The following is a 20,560-nucleotide window of genomic DNA, read 5'->3' on the forward strand; positions in this document are numbered from 1 at the left end:
TCAGGCTCCTGCTTTAGCGCGACGGTCCATGACCGCGACGAAACGCTCGAAAAGATAGAAACTGTCGGACGGGCCGGGGCTCGCCTCGGGATGGTACTGGACGGAAAAGGCGTCCTTCGTGGTCGACGCGATGCCTTCGTTGGAGCCGTCGAACAGGCTTACATGCGTCACCTTCACGTCGGCCGGAAGGGACTTTTCGTCCACTGCGAAGCCGTGGTTCTGGCTGGTGATTTCCACGCGGCCGGTCTCGACATCCTTGACCGGCTGGTTCGCACCGCGATGGCCGCGCTCCAGCTTGTAGGTCTTGCCGCCCAGCGCCTGTGCGAGGAGCTGATGGCCGAGGCAGATGCCGAAGACGGGGACGTTCGCGTCCAGCACCGTGCGGATCGCGGGGACGGCATAGGTGCCGGTCGCGGCCGGATCGCCGGGGCCGTTGGAGAGGAACACGCCTTCGGGCTTGAGTTCTAGGATCTCTTCAGCCGTGGCCGTGGCGGGCAGGACGGTAACGTCACATCCGGCGGTCACGAGACAGCGCAGGATGTTGTCCTTGGCGCCGTAGTCCATGGCGACCACGCGGCGGCGGTTTTCGGTCCGGGCCGGGCGGGTGGTTTCCCAGACGCCTTCGGTCCAGACCCGCTTGGGCTGAGTCACCTCTTTGGCGAGGTCCATGCCTTCGAGGCCGGGCCACTGGCGGGCGCGGTTCAGCAGGCTGTCCGTGTCGATGCGGCCGTTTTCCGGGAAGGCGAGGATGGCGGTCTGTGGGCCGCTGTCGCGCAGGGTGCGGGTGATGGCGCGGGTATCGACGCCGCTGATGCCCGCACGGCCGTGCTGCTTCAGCCAGGCGGCGAGGGGCTCGTTGGAGCGCCAGCTTGCGGGGGCCGTGATGTCTTCCTTCACGACGGCACCGAGGGCGGCCATTTTCGGGGCCTCGTTGTCATCGGCGTTCGTGCCGACATTGCCGATATGCGGGAAGGTAAAGGTCACGATTTGTCCGGCAAAGGACGGGTCTGTCAGGGTTTCCTGATAGCCGGTCATGCCGGTGGAGAAGCACAGTTCACCGACGGCGCCTTCCGTATGGGCGCCGAAGCCGCGGCCCCACAGGACTGTCCCGTCTGCAAGGACAAGGGCGGCGTTGGCGCCGGGAGGGCAGGGATTGGACACGTCCGTCTCTCTTTCTTGTTCTTGTGGGGTTTGAGGTGCGGTGAGATCCGCTGTCAGATCCTGGAGGGCGATTCCCGGCACGCGCAGCAGGGCCGGCCAATGTTTGGTGGGGACCATGCGGGACTGGCGCCATTTGCGCACGGCCTCCAGCCCGACGCCGGCGAGAGCGGCGATTTCGTCCGCGCCTCCGGCTTTTTCAATGATTCTGTCGATGTCCATGGTCGCCCCGTTGCTGGCTGCCGGATAGGCTCTGGAGCCTCTGAATACGGGATCGGAAACGGAATGGGAAGTTTTTTCCCACTGCGCGTCCTGCATGCCGGGAGGGGGTGGGAAGTTTTTTCCGAATGGCTCAGCAAATGGTGTGTTCGGGCTGCATCGGCGGAGGCTGGATTGTTGCAATCCGGCTTTTGTGCGATTTTGCCGCGATTCAAGAAATGAGGGACAGTTCGCCAAGGGAGTTTCCTGCGGGCTGTCCGATGAAGGAGAACGGCGATGTCGCTTCGCAAGCAGATCATGGATGACCTCAAGACGGCGATGAAGGCCGGTCAGTCCGAGACGGTGGCGCAGATCCGCGGGATCACGGCCAAGATCAAGGATCTGGATGTCGCTGCCCGTGCCAAGAGCGCCGAGGTGACGGATACGGACATCATTTCCGCCCTGCGCTCCATGATCAAGTCCCGCACGGAATCCGCTACGATGTATCGTGAGGGTGGCCGTCCGGAACTGGCGGAAAAGGAAGAGGGCGAAATCGCCACGATCAAGTCCTACCTACCGCCGGAACTCGATGAGTCCGCGCTGAAGGCCGGCATTGCCGAAGCGGTGCAGAAGACCGAAGCGGCGGGCATGAAGGACATGGGCAAGGTCATGGCGGCTCTGAAGGAGCGCTTCGGCGCGGATCTGGACCCGGCGAAGGCCAGCGCGCTGGTGAAGGCGCATCTCTCGGCCTGATCGACCGTTCAGAAGGTCATGATGCAGAAAGCCGTTCCTTCGGGGGCGGCTTTTTTGTTGGGACGGGCGTTTGACAGCGGAGCGTGGAGGTCATCACTCTGATGTCCGGATTTTACGAATGAGGCCAGAATGTCCGCAGGTGGTTCAGCGAAGGTCGTTTTCATTGCCCTGGGGGTGAATTTCGGGATTGCCTGCGTGAAGGGGGCTGCTGCGCTCCTGACCGGTTCGGCGGCCATGCTGGCGGAGACGGTTCATTCGTTTGTCGACTGCGGCAACCAGATCCTGCTGCTGGTGGGGATGAAGCGGGCGGCGGCTCCGGCGACGAAAGAGCATCCGCTGGGACATCACAGGGAGCTTTATTTCTGGACGCTGGTTGTGGCGGGGGCGCTGTTTGTCGGCGGTGGCGTCGCATCCCTGCATGAGGGCTGGGAAAAGGTCTGGCATCCGTCGGCGATGGAGTCTGTCCATATTCTGGGACATGTCCTGCCCGGCTGGTGGCTGAACGTGGCCATTCTCGGGATTTCGGGCAGCATGGAGGGGTATGGTTTTCTGGCGGCCATGAAGTCCATGCCATCGGGCAAGGGATCGCTGTGGACCATGATCCGGCGCAGTACCGATCCGGGGCTGTTTGTCGTGCTGTTCGAGGACGGGGCGGCGCTGGTCAGTCTGATGATCGCGCTGGTCTTTACGGTTTTGTCCGTTGTGACGGGATGGCATGTTCTGGATGGTGTTGCGTCGCTGCTGATCGGGGTGGTTCTGGTGATCGTGGCGGTGCTGCTGACGAACGAGACGCGCTCTCTGCTGGTCGGAGAGAGCAATCCGGAAATTGACGCCTATGTGCGCAAAGAGGCGATGAGACTGCCGGGTGTGGTCGGGGTGAACGAGGTCGTGACCGAAACGCGGGGACCGGGGAGCATCATCGTCCTGCTATCGCTGGACTGGGAGGATACGTTGACAGCGGGGCAGGTCGAGCAGGGGGTTTCTGCGCTGGAGCGGGTGACGCGGGCGCGGTATCCGTCGGTCATGCGGATGTATGTCGAAGCACAGGACCACAGGGATGGTGTGCCGGTTCCGATCTGAAGCGGGCTAACCGGGCTTCCGTTGAAGAAAGCCCGGTGTGGTGTGCTTACTGGGGCTGCGCCGGAGCCGTTGCGGCAGGCGCGGTGGTTGAAGGTGTCGTGCCGGTCATCTGGCCGGGCTTTGTGGAGTGTTCCACGTCATAAGCCGTTGCCTTTTCTTCGTAAGAACCCTTGGCGCCCGGGTGTTCCTGATCGTACAGGGCCGCCTTGGCGCGGGCTTCCTTGCGGTAGCGGTGACGCACATACATGCCGGTCACGCAGCCGCCCATGGCACCCAGAACGCCATGATGGTTGGCGACGTGTCCGCCGACGGCACCGGCGGCACCGTATTTGAGGCATCCGCCTGGTTCTGCCTGCGCTGTCGTAAGCGACGTCGCCAGCAGGCCGGTTGCGGCTGCAAGCATCAGGTACTTTTTCATGAATGCTTCCTGTTGTTCAAAACTGCCGGAGCACCCGGCAGCAGAGAGAGGGCTTTAAGCATGCCTTAACCCTGCATCCGGAACAACAGGCCGGGCAGGGGCAGGAATCTGAAACGGGGTGTGACGGATGTGGATTCTGGAAGAAAGTTTCCTTTAAACATGAGCGCTGGCGCTGTATGCGCTTATGGTTCTTCTCTCTGACGTGCATGAAAGGCTCTTTCTGCCCATGGCAATTGATGCGGCCTTTCTGGATGAATTACGGAACAGGACGCCGCTTCCGTCGCTGATCGGGCGCCGCAACAAGCTGGTGAGGTCTGGGCGGAACTGGAAAACCTGCTGCCCGTTTCACGGCGAAAAAACGCCGTCCTTCTACATTTATGACGATCATTTCCATTGCTTTGGCTGCGGTGTGCATGGAGATGCGATCTCTTATGTGATGCAGAGCGAGGGGCGCAGTTTTCCCGAAGCGGTCGAACAGCTTGCCTCTGAGGCCGGGCTTGAGGTCCCGAAAGCGGATCCGCGCACCGAGGCGCGCGCGCGCGAAGCGCAGTCTCTGGGCGATGTTCTGAATCTGGTGCAGGAAAGTTACCGCCGCCGTCTGTATCGTCCGGAGGGACGCGAAGGGCTGGCCTACCTGCGTGGACGGGGCCTGACGGATCAGACGATCGAGCGGTTTGGTCTGGGCTGGTCAGGGGACGGGCGGCAGTTGCTGGACGAACTGCGGCCGCATGGCGTGAGCGTCGAAATGCTGATCCGTGCAGGTGTCATGCGGGTGGACGAGCAGGGGGCTCCGAAGGGGGAACTGTTCTTCAACCGTGTGACGTTCCCCATCCGCGATCGGCGGGGGCGGATGATGTCCTTCGGCGCGCGGACGCTGGGAGACGGGCAGCCCAAATATCTCAATGGTCCGGAGACGGCGCTGTTTTCCAAGCGGCGGACATTGTTCAATCTCAATCTGGCACGGGAGGGCGTGCATCGCGGAGCGGATCTCGTGGTGGTCGAGGGGTATATGGACGTGATCGCCCTGGATCAGGCCGGGTTTGGGGGGGCAGTCGCCCCTCTGGGCACCGCGATGGGGGAGGAGCAGCTTGAACTGCTGTGGCGCATGTCGCCGTCGCCGATCCTGTGTCTGGACGGCGATGCGGCAGGGGCTCGGGCGGCGCTTCGTGTGTGTGAAGTTTCGCTGCCGCTGCTTTCACCGGAACGGACGATCCGCTTCTGCCGGCTGGACGCGAAGGACGATCCGGACAGTCTGATCCGCAGCCGTGGACCGCGGGCCATGCAGGAGGCTCTGTCCGGGGCGACGTCCATGGCGGAGGAACTGTTCGGGCTCCTGACTGCGGGGCTGGTCGATCCAGGGCCGGATCAGCGGGCGGCGCTGCGGGAAAAGCTGGTGACGCTGTCGAAGCTGATCCCGGACAGGGCGTTGGCTTCGGAATATCGCAGCACGCTGCTGGACATGTTCTTCGAGCGTTTCAGGCGAAAAAAGACTTTCCAGCGCAAGGGTGGCGAAAGTCTGAAGCTGTCCACGCAGGCCCCCGGCGCGATGCGCGATGTGGAGTCGGGGAATGTGGAGCGGCTCAACATCATGACGGCAATGCTCCTGCGGCATCCTGATATCCTTCCGGAAGTGGAACAGGCCTATGCGGGGCTTTCTCTTCCGTCCGATCTGGATCGTTTGCGCTCGGCTCTTCTGGACTGGTCCTGTCAGGAAGAGGGGCGCGATGCCCTGACGGAAGAGAGCTGCATGGCCTGGCTTGAGGGACATGGACTGACGGATCTGGCCGAGGCGCTGAAAAGCGGGCCGTTGCCACGAAGTGTGGGAGACGGGAAGGTCCGAGACGAGGTTTTGACGGTGGATGTCATTGAAAGTTGGTGGCATTTTTATGCCTTGGTCAATTTTCAGACCTTCGAGCGCACTCTTGAAGAAGATGTGACCAAAGCCGTGGTGAATGGTGACATAGAGTCTTTTGTGGACGAGAATGGCCAGAGCGGACTGCGCTTCCCCAGTGCGCTTATGACCCGGCTGCGTGTGCGCGACGCTTTGAAAAGCGGAGAGAGAGTCGGAGAGTGACTGGACTAATGTAGCGGCAGGGCTTGTTGTAAAGAAATGGAATCGGAACGACTTTTATTCCCGAAAGGTTGCATTCTTTGGAGCCGCAATCTTGACTTCGGGCGAAGGATCGACCACCTGCACGCTGCCGGATTGCTAACTCGCGGCGGAGTTGACGGAGATACGAATGGCGACGAAAACAGCCTCTGGAACGGATCGGAACGCGCAGGAACAGGAGGGGGATACCACTCTCCTTGATACGCAGTCCGCTGCCGTCAAGCGGCTGATCGCCAAAGGGCGTGAACGCGGGCATATTACTTTTGATGAACTGAATGCGGTCCTGCCGCAGGACCAGATGTCTTCGGAGCAGATCGAGGACATTATGGCGGCCCTGTCGGAAATGGGCATTCAGGTCATCGAGAACGAGGAACAGGACGAAGCCGAGGGCCCTGCTGAAAAGGAAGCCGAAGCTGAGACCGAGGAAGCCGAAGGCCCTCAGGGCGGCAACGTCGATGCCGAGGCTGCCAGCCGCACGGATGATCCGGTCCGGATGTATCTGCGTGAGATGGGTTCGGTCGAGCTGCTGTCGCGCGAAGGCGAAATTGCGATCGCCAAGCGGATCGAAGCGGGTCGCGATGAGATGATCGGCGGCCTGTGCGAGAGCCCGTTGACGATTCGCGCTATCATTTCCTGGCATGAGCGCCTCAAGGACGGCGAGATGCTCCTGCGTGACATCGTGGATCTCGAGGCCAGTCAGGGGGGTGGTCCCGACCCCGATGCGGTCGAGGGTGAAGAGGGCGATGAGGCGTCTGAAGAGGACGACAAGGCCGAGGACGAGAGCGAAGAGGGCGACGGCGAGCAGCAGGAAGGCAGTGGCCTGTCCCTGTCGGCGCTGGAAGAAAAGCTGAAGCCGGAAATCCTGGCCCGTTTTGAAGCCATCGAGCCGCTGTATCATAAGCTGCGCAAGATCCAGATCAAGCGTATTGAAGCCCTGACGGGCGGCGAGGATCACTCGGACAAGTCCGAGCAGACCTATGAAAAGCTGCGTCATGAGCTGGTCAGTCTGGTTGAGCAGGTGCATCTGCACAACAACCGGATCGAGGAACTGGTCGCGCAGATCAAGATGCAGGTCCAGAAGCTGAACGGCGTTGAAGGCCGGATGATGCGTCTGGCCGAGAACTGCAAGATTTCGCGCGATGACTTCCTCATCAAGTATCGCAGCCGCGAACTGGATCCGACCTGGCTGGACAGCATTTCCGCGCTGCCAGGCAAGGGCTGGAAGAACCTGACGACCAAGCACATGGACCAGCTGCGCAATCTACGTGGCGAGATTGCAGCGCTGTCGCATGAGACGGGCCTGCCGGTTGGCGAGTTCCGCCGCGTTTATGCGACCGTTTCCCGTGGCGAGCGTGATTCCACGCGTGCCAAGAAGGAAATGATCGAGGCGAACCTGCGTCTGGTGATCTCGATCGCCAAGAAATACACGAACCGTGGTCTGCAGTTCCTGGATCTGATCCAGGAAGGCAATATCGGCCTGATGAAGGCCGTGGACAAGTTCGAGTACCGTCGCGGTTACAAGTTCTCGACCTATGCGACCTGGTGGATCCGTCAGGCGATCACGCGTTCCATCGCGGATCAGGCCAAGACGATCCGTATTCCGGTCCATATGATCGAGACGATCAACAAGCTGGTCCGCACGTCGCGTCAGATGCTGCATGAAATCGGGCGCGAGCCGGCTCCGGAAGAGCTGGCCGAGAAGCTGGGCATGCCGCTTGAAAAGGTACGCAAGGTCCTGAAGATCGCCAAGGAGCCGATCTCGCTTGAGACGCCGATTGGTGACGAGGAAGACAGCCACCTCGGTGATTTCATCGAGGACAAGACGGCCGTTATTCCGCTGGATGCTGCGATCCAGACGAATCTGCGTGAAGCCACGACACGCGTTCTGGCGTCCCTGACGCCGCGTGAAGAGCGCGTGTTGCGGATGCGCTTCGGCATTGGCATGAACACGGACCACACCCTTGAGGAAGTGGGCCAGCAGTTCAACGTCACGCGTGAGCGTATCCGTCAGATCGAAGCGAAGGCTTTGCGCAAGCTCAAGCATCCGAGCCGTTCGCGCAAGCTGCGCTCCTTCCTCGACGACAACTGAGCCGCCTGAGAGCGCGCGGCGGTGTTGCCGGACTGGCTCAGGCCGAAAGGGGCATCCACCCGTCTTGCGGTGGATGTCACTTTTCTGGAGGTGTGTTCGTCCCGGCCGTCTCCGGTTCTGCCGGAGGGGTTTTCTCTCTCTCGTATGACGGGGGATGAGGCAGTCGCGCTCTACCGCTTTCTGTATCTGACAGTGGGGCAGGATTACTGCTGGTGGATGCGCCGGTCGATGCCGGATGCGGAACTGGGAGAAATCCTCCACGATCCAGCCGTTCATTTCATGGTTCTACGTGACAGCAGCGGTGAACCGGCGGGTTTCTATGAGCTGGATCTTCGGCAGGGCGGGGATGCCAATCTGGCCTATTTTGGTCTTCTGCCGCAGGCGATGGGGCGCGGGCTCGGACGGGTGCTTCTCGACCATGCCGTTGCGCGGGCGTTCGGGGCAGGGAGCTGGAGGCTGAGGGTCAATACCTGCACGCTGGACCATCCCAATGCACTGCCGAATTATCGTCGGGCGGGATTTTCCGTCCGGCATGTCGTGTCTGAAACATGGGACGTTCCAGACGAATATGTGCCGGAAAGGCTGAAGCGACTCTGAGTTAAGGCTTGCTTTTGGGGGCTGTGCGTGATTAATGCCGCCTTTCCCTGCCGGGCGATGTGGCATCGCACCGGCTATACCCGTGCCCTGAAACATGGGCCCTGTTTCCGGCATGGGCCGGGACCAGTCGCGGGTTGACCCAATCCGAAGGGAGTCTTCATGCCATTGTATGAAAGCGTGCTCATCGCACGTAATGATGTGTCGCAGGCTCAGGTGGAAACCCTGGTCGAGACCATCGAAACCCTGCTCAAGGACAACGGCGGTTCCATCCAGAAGCGTGAGTTCTGGGGCCTGCGTTCCCTCGCATACCGCATCAAGAAGAACCGCAAGGGCCATTACGTCCTGCTGGGCCTTGACTGCACCCCCGACACGCTGCGCGAAGTAGAGCGCCAGCTCGGCCTGAACGAAGACGTGCTGCGCGTTCTCACGCTGCGCGTTGACGAGATCGACGAGAACCCCTCTCCGGTTCTGGCTCGCAAGAGCGACGATCGTGGCGATCGCGGTAACTTCCGTGGCGGCTCCAAGCCGGCTGGTCGTTTCGAGAGCGGCCGTGGCGGTCCCCGTCGCAGCAGCGAAGATCGTGAGGAATATCGTGCACGTGGCGAGCATGACGATGTTCGCGAGACGGCTGGAGCGGAGTAAGAATCATGTCTGACACCATCACTCCCGACGTAAACGAAGTGAACCCCGCTGCCCGTCGCACGGCAGTTGGCGCACGTCGTCCGTTCTACCGTCGTCGCAAGTCCTGCCCGTTCTCCGGTGCCAATGCCCCGAAGATCGACTACAAGGACGTGCGTCTGCTGAGCCGCTTCCTTTCGGAGCGCGGCAAGATCGTGCCGAGCCGCATCACGGCCGTTTCGGCCAAGAAGCAGCGTGAGCTGGCACAGGCGATCAAGCGCGCCCGTTTCCTCGCCCTGCTCCCCTACGTTGTGAACTGAGGAGAGCATCATGTCCCAGACCGCACTGATCCTGCTGCAGCGGGTCGAGCATCTCGGCCAGATGGGTGACCTGGTGCACGTGAAGCCGGGCTATGCCCGTAACTTCCTGCTGCCCCAGGCCAAGGCCATGCGCGCCACGGTTGCCAACAAGAAGCGTTTCGAGACCGAGCGCGCCCAGCTTGAGGCCCAGAACCTCAAGAAGCGTGAAGAGGCCGAGCGCCTTGCCGAGCGCATGCACGAGCTGTCCGTTGTTGTCATCCGTCAGGCTGGCGACAGTGGCAGCCTGTATGGTTCTGTCAGCACCCGCGACATCGCGGTTGCCGCTACGGATGCCGGCCTGACGATTTCGCGTCAGCAGGTTGTTCTGGCGCACCCGATCAAGCAGCTTGGCCTGACGGAAGCACGCGTTGTGCTGCATCCGGAAGTGTCCATTCCGCTGACGGTTAACGTTGCCCGTTCCGCTGAAGAAGCAGAGCGTCAGGCTCGTGGCGAAGCAATCGGCGTGCAGGACGAGGATGAGAACATCCTTGGTGACCTGCAGGCTGAGAATGCCGCCGAAGAGGCTGCTGCCGAAGCTGGCGAGGCATCGGAAGAAGCCTGAGGCTTTTACCGCTGATTTCGTTTTAAAGAACCCGGCCGGGAATATTCCCGAGCCGGGTTTTTTTATGTCCATTTGACTGGCAGGATACAACTACAGGCCCGCTGAGGCTTTTTCCCGGTATTGGAAACAGGAGATCGGAATGAAGCGGATTCTGGATTTTGTCTTGCGGAAATTCATTCAGACGGGAAGCCTGCGAGTCGTATTCAGCGATGGTATTGTCCGCACCTATCGCGGATCAAAGCCGGGACTTGAGGCTGGTCTGCATCTTCGGACAAAGCAGGCCGAACGCGCCCTGATCGTCAATTCCGGTCTTGCCTTCGGTGAGGAATACATGGCGGGCAGCATCGTGCCCGACGGATGTACGCTTGAAACGCTGCTGACGGTTCTGATGGAAAACATCAACAGTCATGGTCATGTCTTCGAGGAAATCGAGGATCGTCTGCGTTATGTTACCCGGGCCTGGAAGACGCTGAATTCCCTGAAGACATCCCGAAGCAATGTGGCGCATCACTATGATTTAAACGGTACGCTGTACGATCTGTTTCTGGACGAGGACCGGCAGTATTCCTGTGCATATTTCGAGCGTGAGGACATGACGCTGGAGGAGGCACAGGCTGCCAAGAAGCGGCATATCGCGTCCAAGCTCAATCTGGATCGGCCGGGGCTTGATGTGCTGGATATCGGGTGTGGCTGGGGCGGAATGGCTCTGACGCTGGCGAAGGATTACGGCGCGCGGGTTCTGGGTATCACGCTGTCACGCGAGCAGCTTGGTGTGGCGCGGCAGCGGGCGAAGGACGCAGGGCTTGACGGGCAGGTCCGGTTTGAACTGATTGATTACCGCAATCTGCATCAGCAGTTTGACCGGATTGTTTCGGTGGGCATGTTCGAACATGTGGGGCCACCGCAGTTCGAGGCTTTTTTTCAGAAAGTGAAAGCCTGTCTGAAGCCGGACGGCGTGGCGCTGATCCATTCCATTGGACGGATGGACGGACCGGGCACGACCAATCCTTGGATCCAGAAATACATTTTTCCGGGCGGGTATTCACCGGCCCTGAGCGAGACGTTGGCAGCGATTGAGCGGTCAGGTCTGTGGATGACGGACTGTGAGGTGCTGCGTCTGCATTATGCGCGCACGCTGGCGGAATGGCGCAAGCGCTTCGATGCCAACCGTGAGAAAATACGGGCGCTGTATGACGAGCGGTTTGTCCGGATGTTCGAGTTCTATCTGGTGGGGGCAGAACTGTCGTTCCGGGTGCAGGGGCACATGAACTTCCAGCTTCAGCTGACGCGATCCATCGACGCTGTGCCGTTCACGCGGGATTATATGTTCGAGCGTGAACGGGAGAGCGCGAACCGGTAAGAGTTCTCAGCGGCTGGCGAGATTGAGTTCAGCCAGCCGTGCGAATTCGGCGACCGAGAGGGTTTCGGCGCGGCGGGTCGGCTCGATCCCAGCTTTTTCCAGAAGGCGTTCGCCGCCAATGGATTTCAGCGAAGAGCGCAGCATCTTTCGGCGTTGTCCGAAAGCTGCGGCCGTGACCTGTTCCATGGCGCGGAACAATTGCGGGGACGGCTGCTCGGCGTGTGGGATGATGACGGCCACTGCGGAGTGGACTTTGGGGGGGGGGGAGAACGCTCCGGGCGGGATGCGCAGGGCGACCGAGCATGTGGCGCACCACTGGGCCAGCACTGCGAGGCGCCCATAAGCCGAACTGCCCGGTTCCGCGCAGATCCGCTCGGCGACTTCGAGCTGAAACATCAGCGACAGCCGTTCCCATTGTGCGGCCTGTCGCAGCCATCCGACCAGGAGAGGCGTGGCGACGTTATAGGGCAGATTGGCGATGATCTGGCGTGGTGCAGGGGCGAGGGTGGCAGCATCCAGCTTCAGGGCGTCCTCGCGGACGACATGCAGGCGGCCTGGATAGTAGGTTGCCAGTTCGTCCAGAAGGGGCCAGGCGCGTTCGTCGATTTCCACCACATCGACGCGGGTGGCGGGCGTGTCCAGCAAAGCACGGGTCAGGCCACCGGGGCCTGGACCAATTTCAATAACGCTGCGTCCGGTCAGGTCGCCGCCGAGGCCTGCAATCCGGGCGCAGATGCCCGGATCAAGAAGGAAGTGCTGGCCGAGGGATTTCTTGGCATCCAGACCATGGATCTGAATGGTGTCGCGCAGTGAGGGAAGAGACACGTCAGTTGGTAGCCTTGGCGGCGGGACGCATCTCGATGATGGCGCGGCGCTGGAGGTCACGCTGAAGCTGGCGTGAGGCCTGCTCGACATGTTCGTTCATAAGCTGATCTGCGATTTCGCTGGGGCTTTGCTGCGCCAGGTTCTTTTCCTGCCGGTTGCAGACCATGAGCAGGGCGATACCGTCCATCGAGACCAGCGGGCGGCTGACCTTGTTGGGAGGCAGCGATTCGAGAACCGACTTCATCTGGGGCATAAGACGCTCCAGAATCTGCGAACCGGGATTTCCGGGGCGCTTTTCACCCAGAGACTTGTTGAGCGCTTCCATGGCGTCACAACTATGAACCGTCTGGACTGCAGAGGTTGCTTTCTGCAGGGCTGCGCGCTGCTGTTCGGTGGGGTTCTGCGGGTTCAGAGGTGCATCGAACGGGAAAAATGCCTGTCTCAGGTCAAGTTGGGTGCCCATCTGCTTGCCGACCACGCGCTTGGCCTGAACGGTGGCGATCACGAAGCCGCCCGCGACCTGAATGGGATTGGAGATGGCGCCGATCGGCATCTGGCGCACGATGTTGACGACCTGCGGATCGAGGTTATCTTCTTGGACCCAGCCCATGGAGCCGCCATCAAGGGCAGACTGGGCCTGCGAAAACTGGGCCGCCACGATCGGGAACGGTGCGCCTTCGCGGAGCTGGGAGATGATGGTTTTGGTGAAGGCGAGTTCGGCGTCGTCATGGCGGGGATCGGCGACGGGGACGAAAATTTCACTCATGAAATACTGGGCACGTCCCTGTTCTGCCTGAAGCGCCTGTTCGCGCTGGCTGATCTGGGTTGCCGTAATCCGACCTTCTTCGCCGAGCTTTTCGCGCAGCACCTGCATCCAGCCGATCTGAACGCGGATCTGGTCAATCAGTGTCGTAAGCGAGACGCCGTCTGAGGCGAGACGGTTGCGCAGGGCGTTCTTTGGCATCCCGTTGCGCTGCTCGATATTGGCGATCGCGGCTGCAATCTGATCAGGCTCCACATTGATGTGGCGCTTGAGGATTTCCTGCGTTTTCAGGCGTTCGTCGATCAGCTGATGGATGATCTGGCCACGCATGCGCCCCATAATTTCCGGGCTGATGGGCAGGCCGGTTGAAAGCACGAAGAGCTTTGCGCGGTTATCCACGTCACGCTGCGTGAGAACCTGGCCGTTGATGACTGCCAGAATCTGGTCTTCAGGAGGCTTTACTGGGGCTGCGGCCTCTTTGGTGGCGGCAGGTTTTATGGCCGCCTTGTGGTGCGGAGCGGCCATAGCCGGGAGAGTGGCCGAGAAAGCCAGAAGGACAGCCAGGGCCGTGGATGCGGTGCAATGGGTCTTGGACATGCTCAACCGTTGATTCCGAAGGTGCCGATCGTCTTGAACGTGAAGTTGAAGAGGATGGTCTCGTTACGCTGTTCGCCGCCGATACGGGTGTATTGTTTGATATACATGATATCCAGCCCGAAACAGTCATTGGAATAGCCGATTGTGCCGCCGTTGGCGACGAACTGTTTCCGGGACAGGCTGCGGCGGAAGAAACCCGATGCATGATAATTGCGCCAGTGGGTGGAGAAACCTCCTGTCACTTCGCTGGTTTTGACCATGTACGGCGCGTTCGGGCCGTATTCGCGGAAATCCGTGGCGTAATAATAATACGGCGTCACGGGTGCATACACATAGCCGCCCGTCAGACGGAACATTGGAACGCCTGTGCTGATCAGGCCTTCGCCGTAATCGAACTGGTGTGTCCAGGGATTGAAACGGCCACGGGCCGTCACATCCACATACTGGTTCGGGCTGACACGTAGGCGGGCCACCGGGTCAGACAGGTGATGGTCGAGGCCGGAATAGGGCAGGCGGTTATGGTCGATATGCTGCTGGAAGCTTTCGCCGATGAGCATGTCGATCGCATGGCCGTTCCAAGACCAGTTCTGGTGGATGCCGACATTGGCGCGCAGGCCACCGTCAAGACGGTCGGTTCCGAGATAGCGGTTGAGGGAAAACAGCGTCGTGTCCGTGAACTCGTAGGACAGACTGTCTTCGTTAGGCAGGTGGCGGTTCTGCGAGTTGCCGGTGTTGGGGGCGGCGATGATCTGGGCGATGGGTTCCAGAATCTGGGAGCCGTGTCCCTTCGCGAAGCTGCGCAGGAACGGCCAGTTCATGCGCAGGGCGATGGTCGGCTGGACCTGTCCCACGAGATGGTTGCCGCCAGCATTCATGTAGTAGGTCGGCTGCTGGTAGGCCTGCGTGGCGTGATAGACCATCGAATCGATCCGCGCCGTCAGCAGGAACTGCTGGCCGAGTTTGTTGTGGAACGGACGGTCCCACTGGATGGCGGCCTGGCCACGCTGATCGTTTATGCCGTTTTTTCGGTACAGGTTGAAATCGGTCGTCTGTACGCTGAGTCGACCGCCGAACATGTCAGGCTGCCCCTGAAAGGCGTAGGTCAGTCGCGGCAGCGCCCAGGGCAGATCCGAGTTGCGGATGACGCCCTGGTTCAGGCCCTGATAGGCCTGTCCATCGAAGCGCAGGTAGGAGCCGACGCCGTATCCTTCAAGGAACAGGTTGGAGTTCAGCATTTCCTGACCGTAGCCGGGAACGCGGTAGTCACGCATATAGTTGGCGGAACTGGCGACGTTGATGTTGGCGCCGAGCTGCCAGTTGCGATTGAGGGCAAAATTGCCCCGACCGAATACATAACCCTGAATGCCGTATTCGTTGGACGAACCGACATTGTTGCCGAAGGTGTTCGTGTAGCGGTTTTCGTCATGGGTGTCGTAGGCGACGCCACCGGTCACATCGATGGAGCCGAAGTTGAGACGGTTGCGGTACTGCGCGGTCAGTTCCGGGCCGGTTTTGGTGGAAACGAGGCCCCTGACCGTCAGATCCTGCTGTTCATCTATCGCCCAGAAATAGGGGAGTGTAAAATAGGTGCCGAGATAGCGGTCATGCGGGCTGATTCCCGGCATCAGGAAGCCGCTCTGGCGTTTCACGGACGGGTCGGTCATGGAGAAGAACGGGAAATAGAAGACCGGCAGGCCGAGCATCTTGAGCCAGGCGTGATCGAATTCGAGCCGCTTGTGTTGTACGTCCTGCGTCGCGTCGTAGGCTTGGAACTGCCAGAACGGCGGCAGGTCGGGGTTCTTCTCGCAGATTTTGCAGGCCGTATAGACGGCGTGCGTCAGGTCATTGAGCATTCCGTTCGTACGGCGCATGCCGTTGCCGGCCAGTTTGGCGTTGTCTTCCATGCGGATATAGATGCCACTGCCGATGCCGTCATGCATGCCGTGGCTGAACTCAACATAATCGGCATAGGTCGTGCTGCCGTCGGGTTCCACGACCGCGACATGACCCTTTGCCGAAAGGATGCCGGTGCTGCGGTCATAGGTCACGCGGTCCGCGCGCATGGCGTGGTCGCCCTGCCAGACGCGCACATTGCCGTCCCATGTGATCAGACCGTTCTTCGCATAGCTTTCGCTATCGGCGAGATAGGTCAGGGGATCAGTCTGGGAGGTGGGTTTTCCGACGACGATGATATGGGAGTTGTCGCGCTGCATCGTGTTGGCAGACATTTTCTGCGGCGCCACGAGCGCGGTTCCAGCCATCAGTGTGGCACCGACGAACGAAGCGCGTCTGCGGGCGCGTGCTGGGAGCCACAGGGGCACCGTCATCAACCATCCTCCATGTGCAGCAGAAGCGCCACGGCGAGGCAGAGCCCCGCACCTGTCGGCGCCCATGCCGCAAGAACCGGCGGCAACGCACCGGATTCACCAAACTGTTCGGCCACTTTCGAGATGGTGAACAGCGCAAAGCCTGCGGCAATTCCCGATCCCAGCATCCGGGCTACGCCGCCGCGCCGTGTCGGACGCATCGAGAAGCCTGCAGATACCAATGCCATGGTCCCGGCCAGAATGGGAAGGGCCAGCAGCGACTGGAAATGAAGTCTGTGCCGGATCGAGGGAAATCCCGAGCGCTCCAGAAGGTTAATGAACCCCGGAAGCGCGAAGACCGACAGGGTGTCGGGGGAGGCGAAACTTTCCTGTACACGACCGACTGTCAGGTCGGAGGGGAGGGTCATGTCACCGATCTTCTGGGGCAGGTGATCGGGGTGCAGTACGGAGGTATCGTGCAGCAGCCACTGGTGGTCGCCCAGAGCGCCATTGGGAGATTCGACGCGCAGGATCAGGCGGTCCCGGTCGTCGAGGCGGAAGATTGAAACACCGGAAACGTTCAATGCGCCGTTGACGAGATGGACGTCTTGCGCGTGCAGGATCGCAACGCCGTGAGGAACCAGCCCGTCATCGGACTGTCTGAGCCACAGGGCGCCACCGTTCAGCGTCAGGGGGCCTCCGCCGGTGCGAAGATAGGTCTGATCCAGCATCTCGGCGCTGCGGAACATGTTCGACGACAGGGCGGAAATACCGGTTGTGGTCAGCAGGCCTGTCAGAAGCGCGCAGGCCAGCGGGCTGGCGAGGAACTGCCAGGCAGAAATGCCGGCAGCGCGAGCGACGATGAGTTCGGACGAACGCGTCAGGCGCGAAAAACAGACGATCCCGCCCAGCAGGATGCCGAAGGGTAGGACATAGATGATGTAGTAAGGCACATGCAGCGCCGCGATCTTGACGACGAGGCTGGCCGGAACATTGGGTCGCGTGGCCGCACGGCGCAGCAGGTCAATGAAATCGAACAGCGAGACCAGTCCGGTCAGGGCGAGCACCATGGACAGGGTGCTGAGCATGAACTGACGGGCAATATAGATGGCCAGTGTCGTGGAGAAACCGGCGTGGTCGTCGCGGGTGCTGAACACCTGAAACAACGATGTCAGCCACGGGCCCAGACGCGGAGAGGCGATGCTTCTCATCGGGAGGCCTCCGGCGAAGGAGTCAGGGGGACAGGCTGCTCCACGCTTCCGGTCCACTGTTCGAGAAACAGCAGGACGGCGCAGACGACTGCGGGCAGGAGGGCTTCAAGCCAGATGAGCGGCACCAGCGCAAGATGTCGTCCGGCGAGGTTCTGGAGCATGAGCGAGAGGGCCAGCAGACCGACGACCGTGAGGATGGCGGTCAGGGGGCGGGTGATATTGCCATGCCGGGAGAACGCGCCACGCAGCACTGTGACCAGACCGATCATCGCAAAGGACAGGGCAGTCAGGGGAGAGGTAAGCCGTCGCCAGCCCACGACGATGTTTTTGCCGCGATCGCGTTCGGAGACTTCGTGAGGGTCGGGATGAAACAGTTCGTGGAGTGACATCTCGTCCGGGTCCCTGTCTTCGTGACTGTTCCGGCGCCCTGAGGTCAGGTCGATGGTGTTGCGTCCGAAGGTCAGGACGTTCAGTCGTCCGGTATGGCGGTCGATTTCCTCACGCGAGCCGTCATAGAGGACGACGCGGGGCTGGTCGTTTACCACGACCATGGTGCCGCGCTCGGCGAGGATCGTGGTGTGGGAATCGGGATTGCGGTCGTCTTCGACCAGAACGCCGTGAAGCTGCCCGTCGCTGGTCCTTCCCCGGACGTAAACGGTCATGTCTCCGGAAAGGCTGGTGAAGACGCCGTCCTGAAGCAGGAAGGCCGCCATGCGGTTGCGGATCTGGAATTCGTAGCGGTGAAACGCGTGGTAGGACATGGGGGCAAGCCACAATGTCAGTGTGTAGCACAATGCTACTGAGAAAAACGCGCAGAGCAGTCCCGGTCTGGCCAGTTCCAGCGGGGAGCGCCCGGCGGCGCGCATGACCGTGAGTTCCCGGTCCCCGACCATCCGCTGATAGGTGAACAGCACCACGAGAAAGGTCGTGATCGGAAGGATGACGGCGATGAAGGTCGGGAGCATCAGCGAGGTGAGCTGGATGAACACGCGCAGTGACAGGCCGTGCTGGACCACCATCGAGACGAAATGCAGCGACTGGGTGAGCCAGATCAGGGCTGTTGCACCTCCGGTCAGCGCCAGCAGGGCGATGAGGAGCTGACGGAGAATGTAGCGGTCGAGCAGAGGCAGGATCTGCCGCCCGGAAGTACCGGAGGATGAGGCCATGGCCCTTCATCTATCCCTAGCGCGTGGCGGGAGGAAGGCGAAAAAACGAAACAGTTTCTATCGCAGATAGGCGGCCCGGTCGATGGGCGCCCTTGTGTCCGTCAGGCTGTGGTAGAATTGGGTCCCGGCGATACCGACCAGAAGACCTGCACCCGCCGCGAAGGTGAGAGCGATATAACGCCAGGGTTTCTGCATCCGGAAGGTGGCCACTTCCACCTGAAGCAGTCCCATGTCCATCTGGCAGCGCCCGAGCCGGAGCTGGGCAGCGCGGGTATCGGTTTCGCTCTGGCTGAGGCGGTGTTCCAGATCCTGAACGCGCTCGCGCAGGCCTCTTTCCCGCGTTGCGGTGTCTCGCTGGGCGATGGTGCCGATACGCGTGATGAGCAGGTTTTTCAGTGCGCCGCCCGTGACGCCGTCGCGGCGGGCCATCTGGCGGATCCGTTCCAGCGCCGTGGCGGCATGGCCGGGCTGCTCGTCCAGCACCAGCGCCAGAATATCGGAGAGGATTTTGATTTCCCGCGGGTCGATGTCTTTGGGATCCGGCGCACGGGCCATGCTCAGGACGGTGCCATGGTGTCTGCGTGGGTATCGGTGCGGGGTTCGGCCGCGCGGCGCAGACGGTCACGGATCGCGAGGCCCAGCCCGTGACGGGGGATCGTCTGTGCCGCAATGGTTTTCAGGCCGCGTCGGCTGCCTTCTGCATCCAGAAAACGCAGTCCGGCGAAAAGACGGGCCGCTGCTTCTTCAAGATTGCCGCTTTCGCTCAGGTTCCATGTCAGGCCCGCGCCGGGAAACGGGCGGCCGAAAGCAAGCTGGGCCTCGTCGGGCGCAATGGAGGTCACGTCCAGCCTGACGGGTAGGCTGGGAGCATAATGCGAAGCCAGTCTGCCGGGAGAGGCAGGGGCGATTTCGGCGAAATCGTCTGGATGGCGGATCGGGCCGCACAGATCGTTCAGTTCCTCGAGCGTGACTCCGCCCGGACGCAGAAGAACCGGCACGTTCCGGGTCAGGTCCAGCACAGTGCTTTCCACGCCGATGGAACAGGGGCCGGAATCCAGAACCGCGTCGATCCGGCCGTCAAGCGAACGCAGGACGTGGAACGCGTCGGACGGGCTGACGGTGCCCGAGACGTTGGCGGATGGTGCTGCAACTGGCGCGCCCACTTCGCGCAGGAGCGCCAGTGCCGTTTTTCCACGCGGCACACGCAGGGCGAGCGTGGAGAGCCCGGCGGCGGCGAGGTCCGAGACGGTCGAGTTCGGGGAGCGGGGCAGCACCATCGTCAGCGGGCCGGGCCAGAACCGCTCGGCCAGTGTATGGGCGATTTCCTTCATCCTGCCGCTGAGCGACGCCTGTGCGAAGGCGCTTTCGGCATCGGGCAGGTGGCTGATGAGCGGGTTGAAGCGCGGACGTCCCTTGGCGGCGAAAATTCGGGCGACAGCGGTGTCGGACGAGGCGATGGCCCCAAGGCCGTAGACGGTCTCGGTACCGAAGGCGACAAGCTTTCCGGCTTTCAGAAGCTCCGCCGCGCGGCGGATACCTTCGGGCGTGGCTGTCAGGCGTTCGGTATGCGGCGTGTCGCTCAAGATGCACCTCCCGTGCAGTAAAAGGATGAATTCAGTCGGCCGGGCTTGCCATAGCGCAGGGGCTGGCCGTCTGCATCCAGAAGGGCGCCCCCTGCGGCTTCGAGAATGGCCTGTGGAGCAGCTGTGTCCCATTCCATGGTGGGGCCGAAGCGGGGATAGAAATCCGCCGATCCTTCCGCGACGCGCATGAATTTGACCGAAGAGGACAGTTTGTCGATGGACGCGACTTTTCGTCCCGCCAGCCAGCGTTCCAGCAGTTCCGGGTCGCCATGATGGCTGGAGGCCAGCACGCGCAGGCCCTCGGCAGACGGTGTTGCGGTCCGGATCGGGGTGTTGTGGGTGCCGTCCCACCGGTGAGCGCCAAGGCCCTGACCGCCGCTGTAGATCAGTCCGTAACCGGGAAGCGCCACAACGCCCAAAACCGGGCGGTCATGGCGGACGAGGCCGATATTGACCGTGAAATCCCTGCCACCCGATGCAAAGCCCCGCGTGCCGTCCAGCGGATCGACCAGCCAGTAGGCGTCTCCTGCGGTGACGCGGATCCCGGCCGACATTTCTTCCTCACCGATTGCGGGAATGGACGGACAGGCCACGCGCAGGCCTGACAGGATATGATGTTCGGAGGCATGGTCCGCTTCCGTGACGGGAGAGGCATCGTCCTTGATATCCGTGCGAAAGCCGCGTTCGCGGATAGCGTTGATGATGTCCGAGGCTTCGGAGGCGAGCCGGAATGCCAGATCCAGAAGGGCGCGGTCATCGTTCGCGGGGACGGTAATGAGGGAAGCGGAAGTCATTCGTCCAGACTAC

Annotated in this window: 19 protein-coding genes; 9 read left to right on the plus strand and 10 right to left on the minus strand. The window is 61.4% G+C overall.

The genetic code is table 11. The features are described 5' to 3' along the window. Complete coding sequence (carA, locus tag HK22_RS06735) at positions 1 to 1,380, minus strand: glutamine-hydrolyzing carbamoyl-phosphate synthase small subunit (RefSeq protein WP_086648799.1); 1,380 nt, start codon at positions 1,378 to 1,380, stop codon at positions 1 to 3. A gap of 273 nt (positions 1,381 to 1,653) precedes the next feature. Here carA and HK22_RS06740 point away from each other — a divergent pair, with 273 nt between their 5' ends. Continuing rightward, the gene (locus HK22_RS06740; RefSeq protein ID WP_062033210.1) at positions 1,654 to 2,109 is read left to right on the plus strand and encodes a GatB/YqeY domain-containing protein; all 456 of its coding nucleotides are present in this window, start codon (positions 1,654 to 1,656) and stop codon (positions 2,107 to 2,109) included. A gap of 129 nt (positions 2,110 to 2,238) precedes the next feature. Further along, positions 2,239 to 3,189 carry a cation diffusion facilitator family transporter gene (locus tag HK22_RS06745; protein ID WP_086648744.1) on the plus strand — a complete coding sequence of 317 codons (951 nt, stop codon included), beginning with the start codon at positions 2,239 to 2,241 and terminating at the stop codon, positions 3,187 to 3,189. 46 nt (positions 3,190 to 3,235) lie between these two features. On the opposite strand, the gene HK22_RS06750 is transcribed toward HK22_RS06745, so the two are convergent. After that, positions 3,236 to 3,607, minus strand: a complete 372-nt coding sequence (locus HK22_RS06750) for a hypothetical protein (protein WP_062110099.1) — start codon at positions 3,605 to 3,607, stop codon at positions 3,236 to 3,238. A 226-nt stretch (positions 3,608 to 3,833) separates the two neighbouring features. On the opposite strand from HK22_RS06750, the gene dnaG reads away from it, so the two are divergent. The 7 genes from dnaG to HK22_RS06785 all read left to right on the plus strand — a co-directional run bounded on the left by dnaG (position 3,834) and on the right by HK22_RS06785 (position 11,302). After that, positions 3,834 to 5,681, plus strand: coding sequence for a DNA primase (gene dnaG, locus HK22_RS06755; RefSeq protein WP_086648800.1), 1,848 nt, complete (start codon positions 3,834 to 3,836; stop codon positions 5,679 to 5,681). Positions 5,682 to 5,847: 166 nt separating this feature from the next. Further along, a complete protein-coding gene (rpoD, locus tag HK22_RS06760) occupies positions 5,848 to 7,806 on the plus strand; it encodes an RNA polymerase sigma factor RpoD (RefSeq protein WP_062033200.1) in 1,959 nt (652 codons plus the stop codon). 21 nt (positions 7,807 to 7,827) lie between these two features. After that, complete coding sequence (locus HK22_RS06765; RefSeq protein ID WP_198945499.1) at positions 7,828 to 8,403, plus strand: GNAT family N-acetyltransferase; 576 nt, start codon at positions 7,828 to 7,830, stop codon at positions 8,401 to 8,403. Positions 8,404 to 8,562: 159 nt separating this feature from the next. Next, positions 8,563 to 9,045, plus strand: a complete 483-nt coding sequence (gene rpsF / locus HK22_RS06770; RefSeq protein ID WP_062033192.1) for a 30S ribosomal protein S6 — start codon at positions 8,563 to 8,565, stop codon at positions 9,043 to 9,045. A gap of 5 nt (positions 9,046 to 9,050) precedes the next feature. Then, complete coding sequence (gene rpsR / locus HK22_RS06775) at positions 9,051 to 9,341, plus strand: 30S ribosomal protein S18 (protein ID WP_062033187.1); 291 nt, start codon at positions 9,051 to 9,053, stop codon at positions 9,339 to 9,341. Positions 9,342 to 9,351: 10 nt separating this feature from the next. Further along, positions 9,352 to 9,942 carry a 50S ribosomal protein L9 gene (gene rplI / locus HK22_RS06780; protein ID WP_062110103.1) on the plus strand — a complete coding sequence of 197 codons (591 nt, stop codon included), beginning with the start codon at positions 9,352 to 9,354 and terminating at the stop codon, positions 9,940 to 9,942. 139 nt (positions 9,943 to 10,081) lie between these two features. Then, complete coding sequence (locus HK22_RS06785) at positions 10,082 to 11,302, plus strand: cyclopropane-fatty-acyl-phospholipid synthase family protein (RefSeq protein ID WP_086648746.1); 1,221 nt, start codon at positions 10,082 to 10,084, stop codon at positions 11,300 to 11,302. Positions 11,303 to 11,308: 6 nt separating this feature from the next. Here HK22_RS06785 and rsmA read toward each other — a convergent pair whose 3' ends face one another. From rsmA to HK22_RS06825, 8 genes are read right to left on the minus strand one after another with little or no spacing between them, the layout of a single operon-like run. After that, a complete protein-coding gene (rsmA, locus tag HK22_RS06790; RefSeq protein ID WP_086648747.1) occupies positions 11,309 to 12,127 on the minus strand; it encodes a 16S rRNA (adenine(1518)-N(6)/adenine(1519)-N(6))-dimethyltransferase RsmA in 819 nt (272 codons plus the stop codon). 1 nt (position 12,128) lies between these two features. After that, complete coding sequence (locus HK22_RS06795; RefSeq protein ID WP_086648748.1) at positions 12,129 to 13,487, minus strand: peptidylprolyl isomerase; 1,359 nt, start codon at positions 13,485 to 13,487, stop codon at positions 12,129 to 12,131. A 2-nt stretch (positions 13,488 to 13,489) separates the two neighbouring features. After that, positions 13,490 to 15,814 (minus strand): LPS-assembly protein LptD, encoded by a 2,325-nt coding sequence (locus tag HK22_RS06800; RefSeq protein WP_369827211.1) that lies wholly within the window; start codon positions 15,812 to 15,814, stop codon positions 13,490 to 13,492. Beyond that, a complete protein-coding gene (gene lptG / locus HK22_RS06805; RefSeq protein ID WP_082780218.1) occupies positions 15,814 to 17,004 on the minus strand; it encodes an LPS export ABC transporter permease LptG in 1,191 nt (396 codons plus the stop codon). Before lptG ends, HK22_RS06800 begins: the two co-directional genes overlap by 1 nt. Next, positions 17,001 to 18,170: an LPS export ABC transporter permease LptF gene (lptF, locus tag HK22_RS06810; RefSeq protein ID WP_086648749.1), complete on the minus strand. Its 1,170-nt coding sequence runs from the start codon at positions 18,168 to 18,170 to the stop codon at positions 17,001 to 17,003. The genes lptG and lptF overlap by 4 nt, the downstream gene beginning before the upstream one ends. 57 nt (positions 18,171 to 18,227) lie before the next feature. After that, on the minus strand, positions 18,228 to 18,725 hold the full coding sequence (locus tag HK22_RS06815; RefSeq protein WP_086648750.1) for a hypothetical protein: 498 nt from the start codon (positions 18,723 to 18,725) through the stop codon (positions 18,228 to 18,230). A 2-nt stretch (positions 18,726 to 18,727) separates the two neighbouring features. After that, on the minus strand, positions 18,728 to 19,753 hold the full coding sequence (locus HK22_RS06820; RefSeq protein ID WP_062033157.1) for an L-threonylcarbamoyladenylate synthase: 1,026 nt from the start codon (positions 19,751 to 19,753) through the stop codon (positions 18,728 to 18,730). Beyond that, positions 19,750 to 20,547 carry a 3'(2'),5'-bisphosphate nucleotidase CysQ gene (locus HK22_RS06825; protein ID WP_086648751.1) on the minus strand — a complete coding sequence of 266 codons (798 nt, stop codon included), beginning with the start codon at positions 20,545 to 20,547 and terminating at the stop codon, positions 19,750 to 19,752. The genes HK22_RS06820 and HK22_RS06825 overlap by 4 nt, the downstream gene beginning before the upstream one ends. Positions 20,548 to 20,560: the final 13 nt, after the last annotated feature.

Source organism: Gluconobacter sp. DsW_056, assembly GCF_002153595.1.
GTDB lineage: Bacteria > Pseudomonadota > Alphaproteobacteria > Acetobacterales > Acetobacteraceae > Gluconobacter > Gluconobacter albidus.

Coding starts and splice junctions, on each gene's coding strand:
- carA (WP_086648799.1), bottom strand. CDS start 1,380: ATGGACATCGACAGAATCATTGAAAAAGCCGGAGGCGCGGACGAAATC.
- HK22_RS06740 (WP_062033210.1), top strand. CDS start 1,654: ATGTCGCTTCGCAAGCAGATCATGGATGACCTCAAGACGGCGATGAAG.
- HK22_RS06745 (WP_086648744.1), top strand. CDS start 2,239: ATGTCCGCAGGTGGTTCAGCGAAGGTCGTTTTCATTGCCCTGGGGGTG.
- HK22_RS06750 (WP_062110099.1), bottom strand. CDS start 3,607: ATGAAAAAGTACCTGATGCTTGCAGCCGCAACCGGCCTGCTGGCGACG.
- dnaG (WP_086648800.1), top strand. CDS start 3,834: ATGGCAATTGATGCGGCCTTTCTGGATGAATTACGGAACAGGACGCCG.
- rpoD (WP_062033200.1), top strand. CDS start 5,848: ATGGCGACGAAAACAGCCTCTGGAACGGATCGGAACGCGCAGGAACAG.
- rpsF (WP_062033192.1), top strand. CDS start 8,563: ATGCCATTGTATGAAAGCGTGCTCATCGCACGTAATGATGTGTCGCAG.
- rpsR (WP_062033187.1), top strand. CDS start 9,051: ATGTCTGACACCATCACTCCCGACGTAAACGAAGTGAACCCCGCTGCC.
- rplI (WP_062110103.1), top strand. CDS start 9,352: ATGTCCCAGACCGCACTGATCCTGCTGCAGCGGGTCGAGCATCTCGGC.
- HK22_RS06785 (WP_086648746.1), top strand. CDS start 10,082: ATGAAGCGGATTCTGGATTTTGTCTTGCGGAAATTCATTCAGACGGGA.
- HK22_RS06795 (WP_086648748.1), bottom strand. CDS start 13,487: ATGTCCAAGACCCATTGCACCGCATCCACGGCCCTGGCTGTCCTTCTG.
- HK22_RS06800 (WP_369827211.1), bottom strand. CDS start 15,814: ATGACGGTGCCCCTGTGGCTCCCAGCACGCGCCCGCAGACGCGCTTCG.
- lptG (WP_082780218.1), bottom strand. CDS start 17,004: ATGAGAAGCATCGCCTCTCCGCGTCTGGGCCCGTGGCTGACATCGTTG.
- lptF (WP_086648749.1), bottom strand. CDS start 18,170: ATGGCCTCATCCTCCGGTACTTCCGGGCGGCAGATCCTGCCTCTGCTC.
- HK22_RS06815 (WP_086648750.1), bottom strand. CDS start 18,725: ATGGCCCGTGCGCCGGATCCCAAAGACATCGACCCGCGGGAAATCAAA.
- HK22_RS06825 (WP_086648751.1), bottom strand. CDS start 20,547: ATGACTTCCGCTTCCCTCATTACCGTCCCCGCGAACGATGACCGCGCC.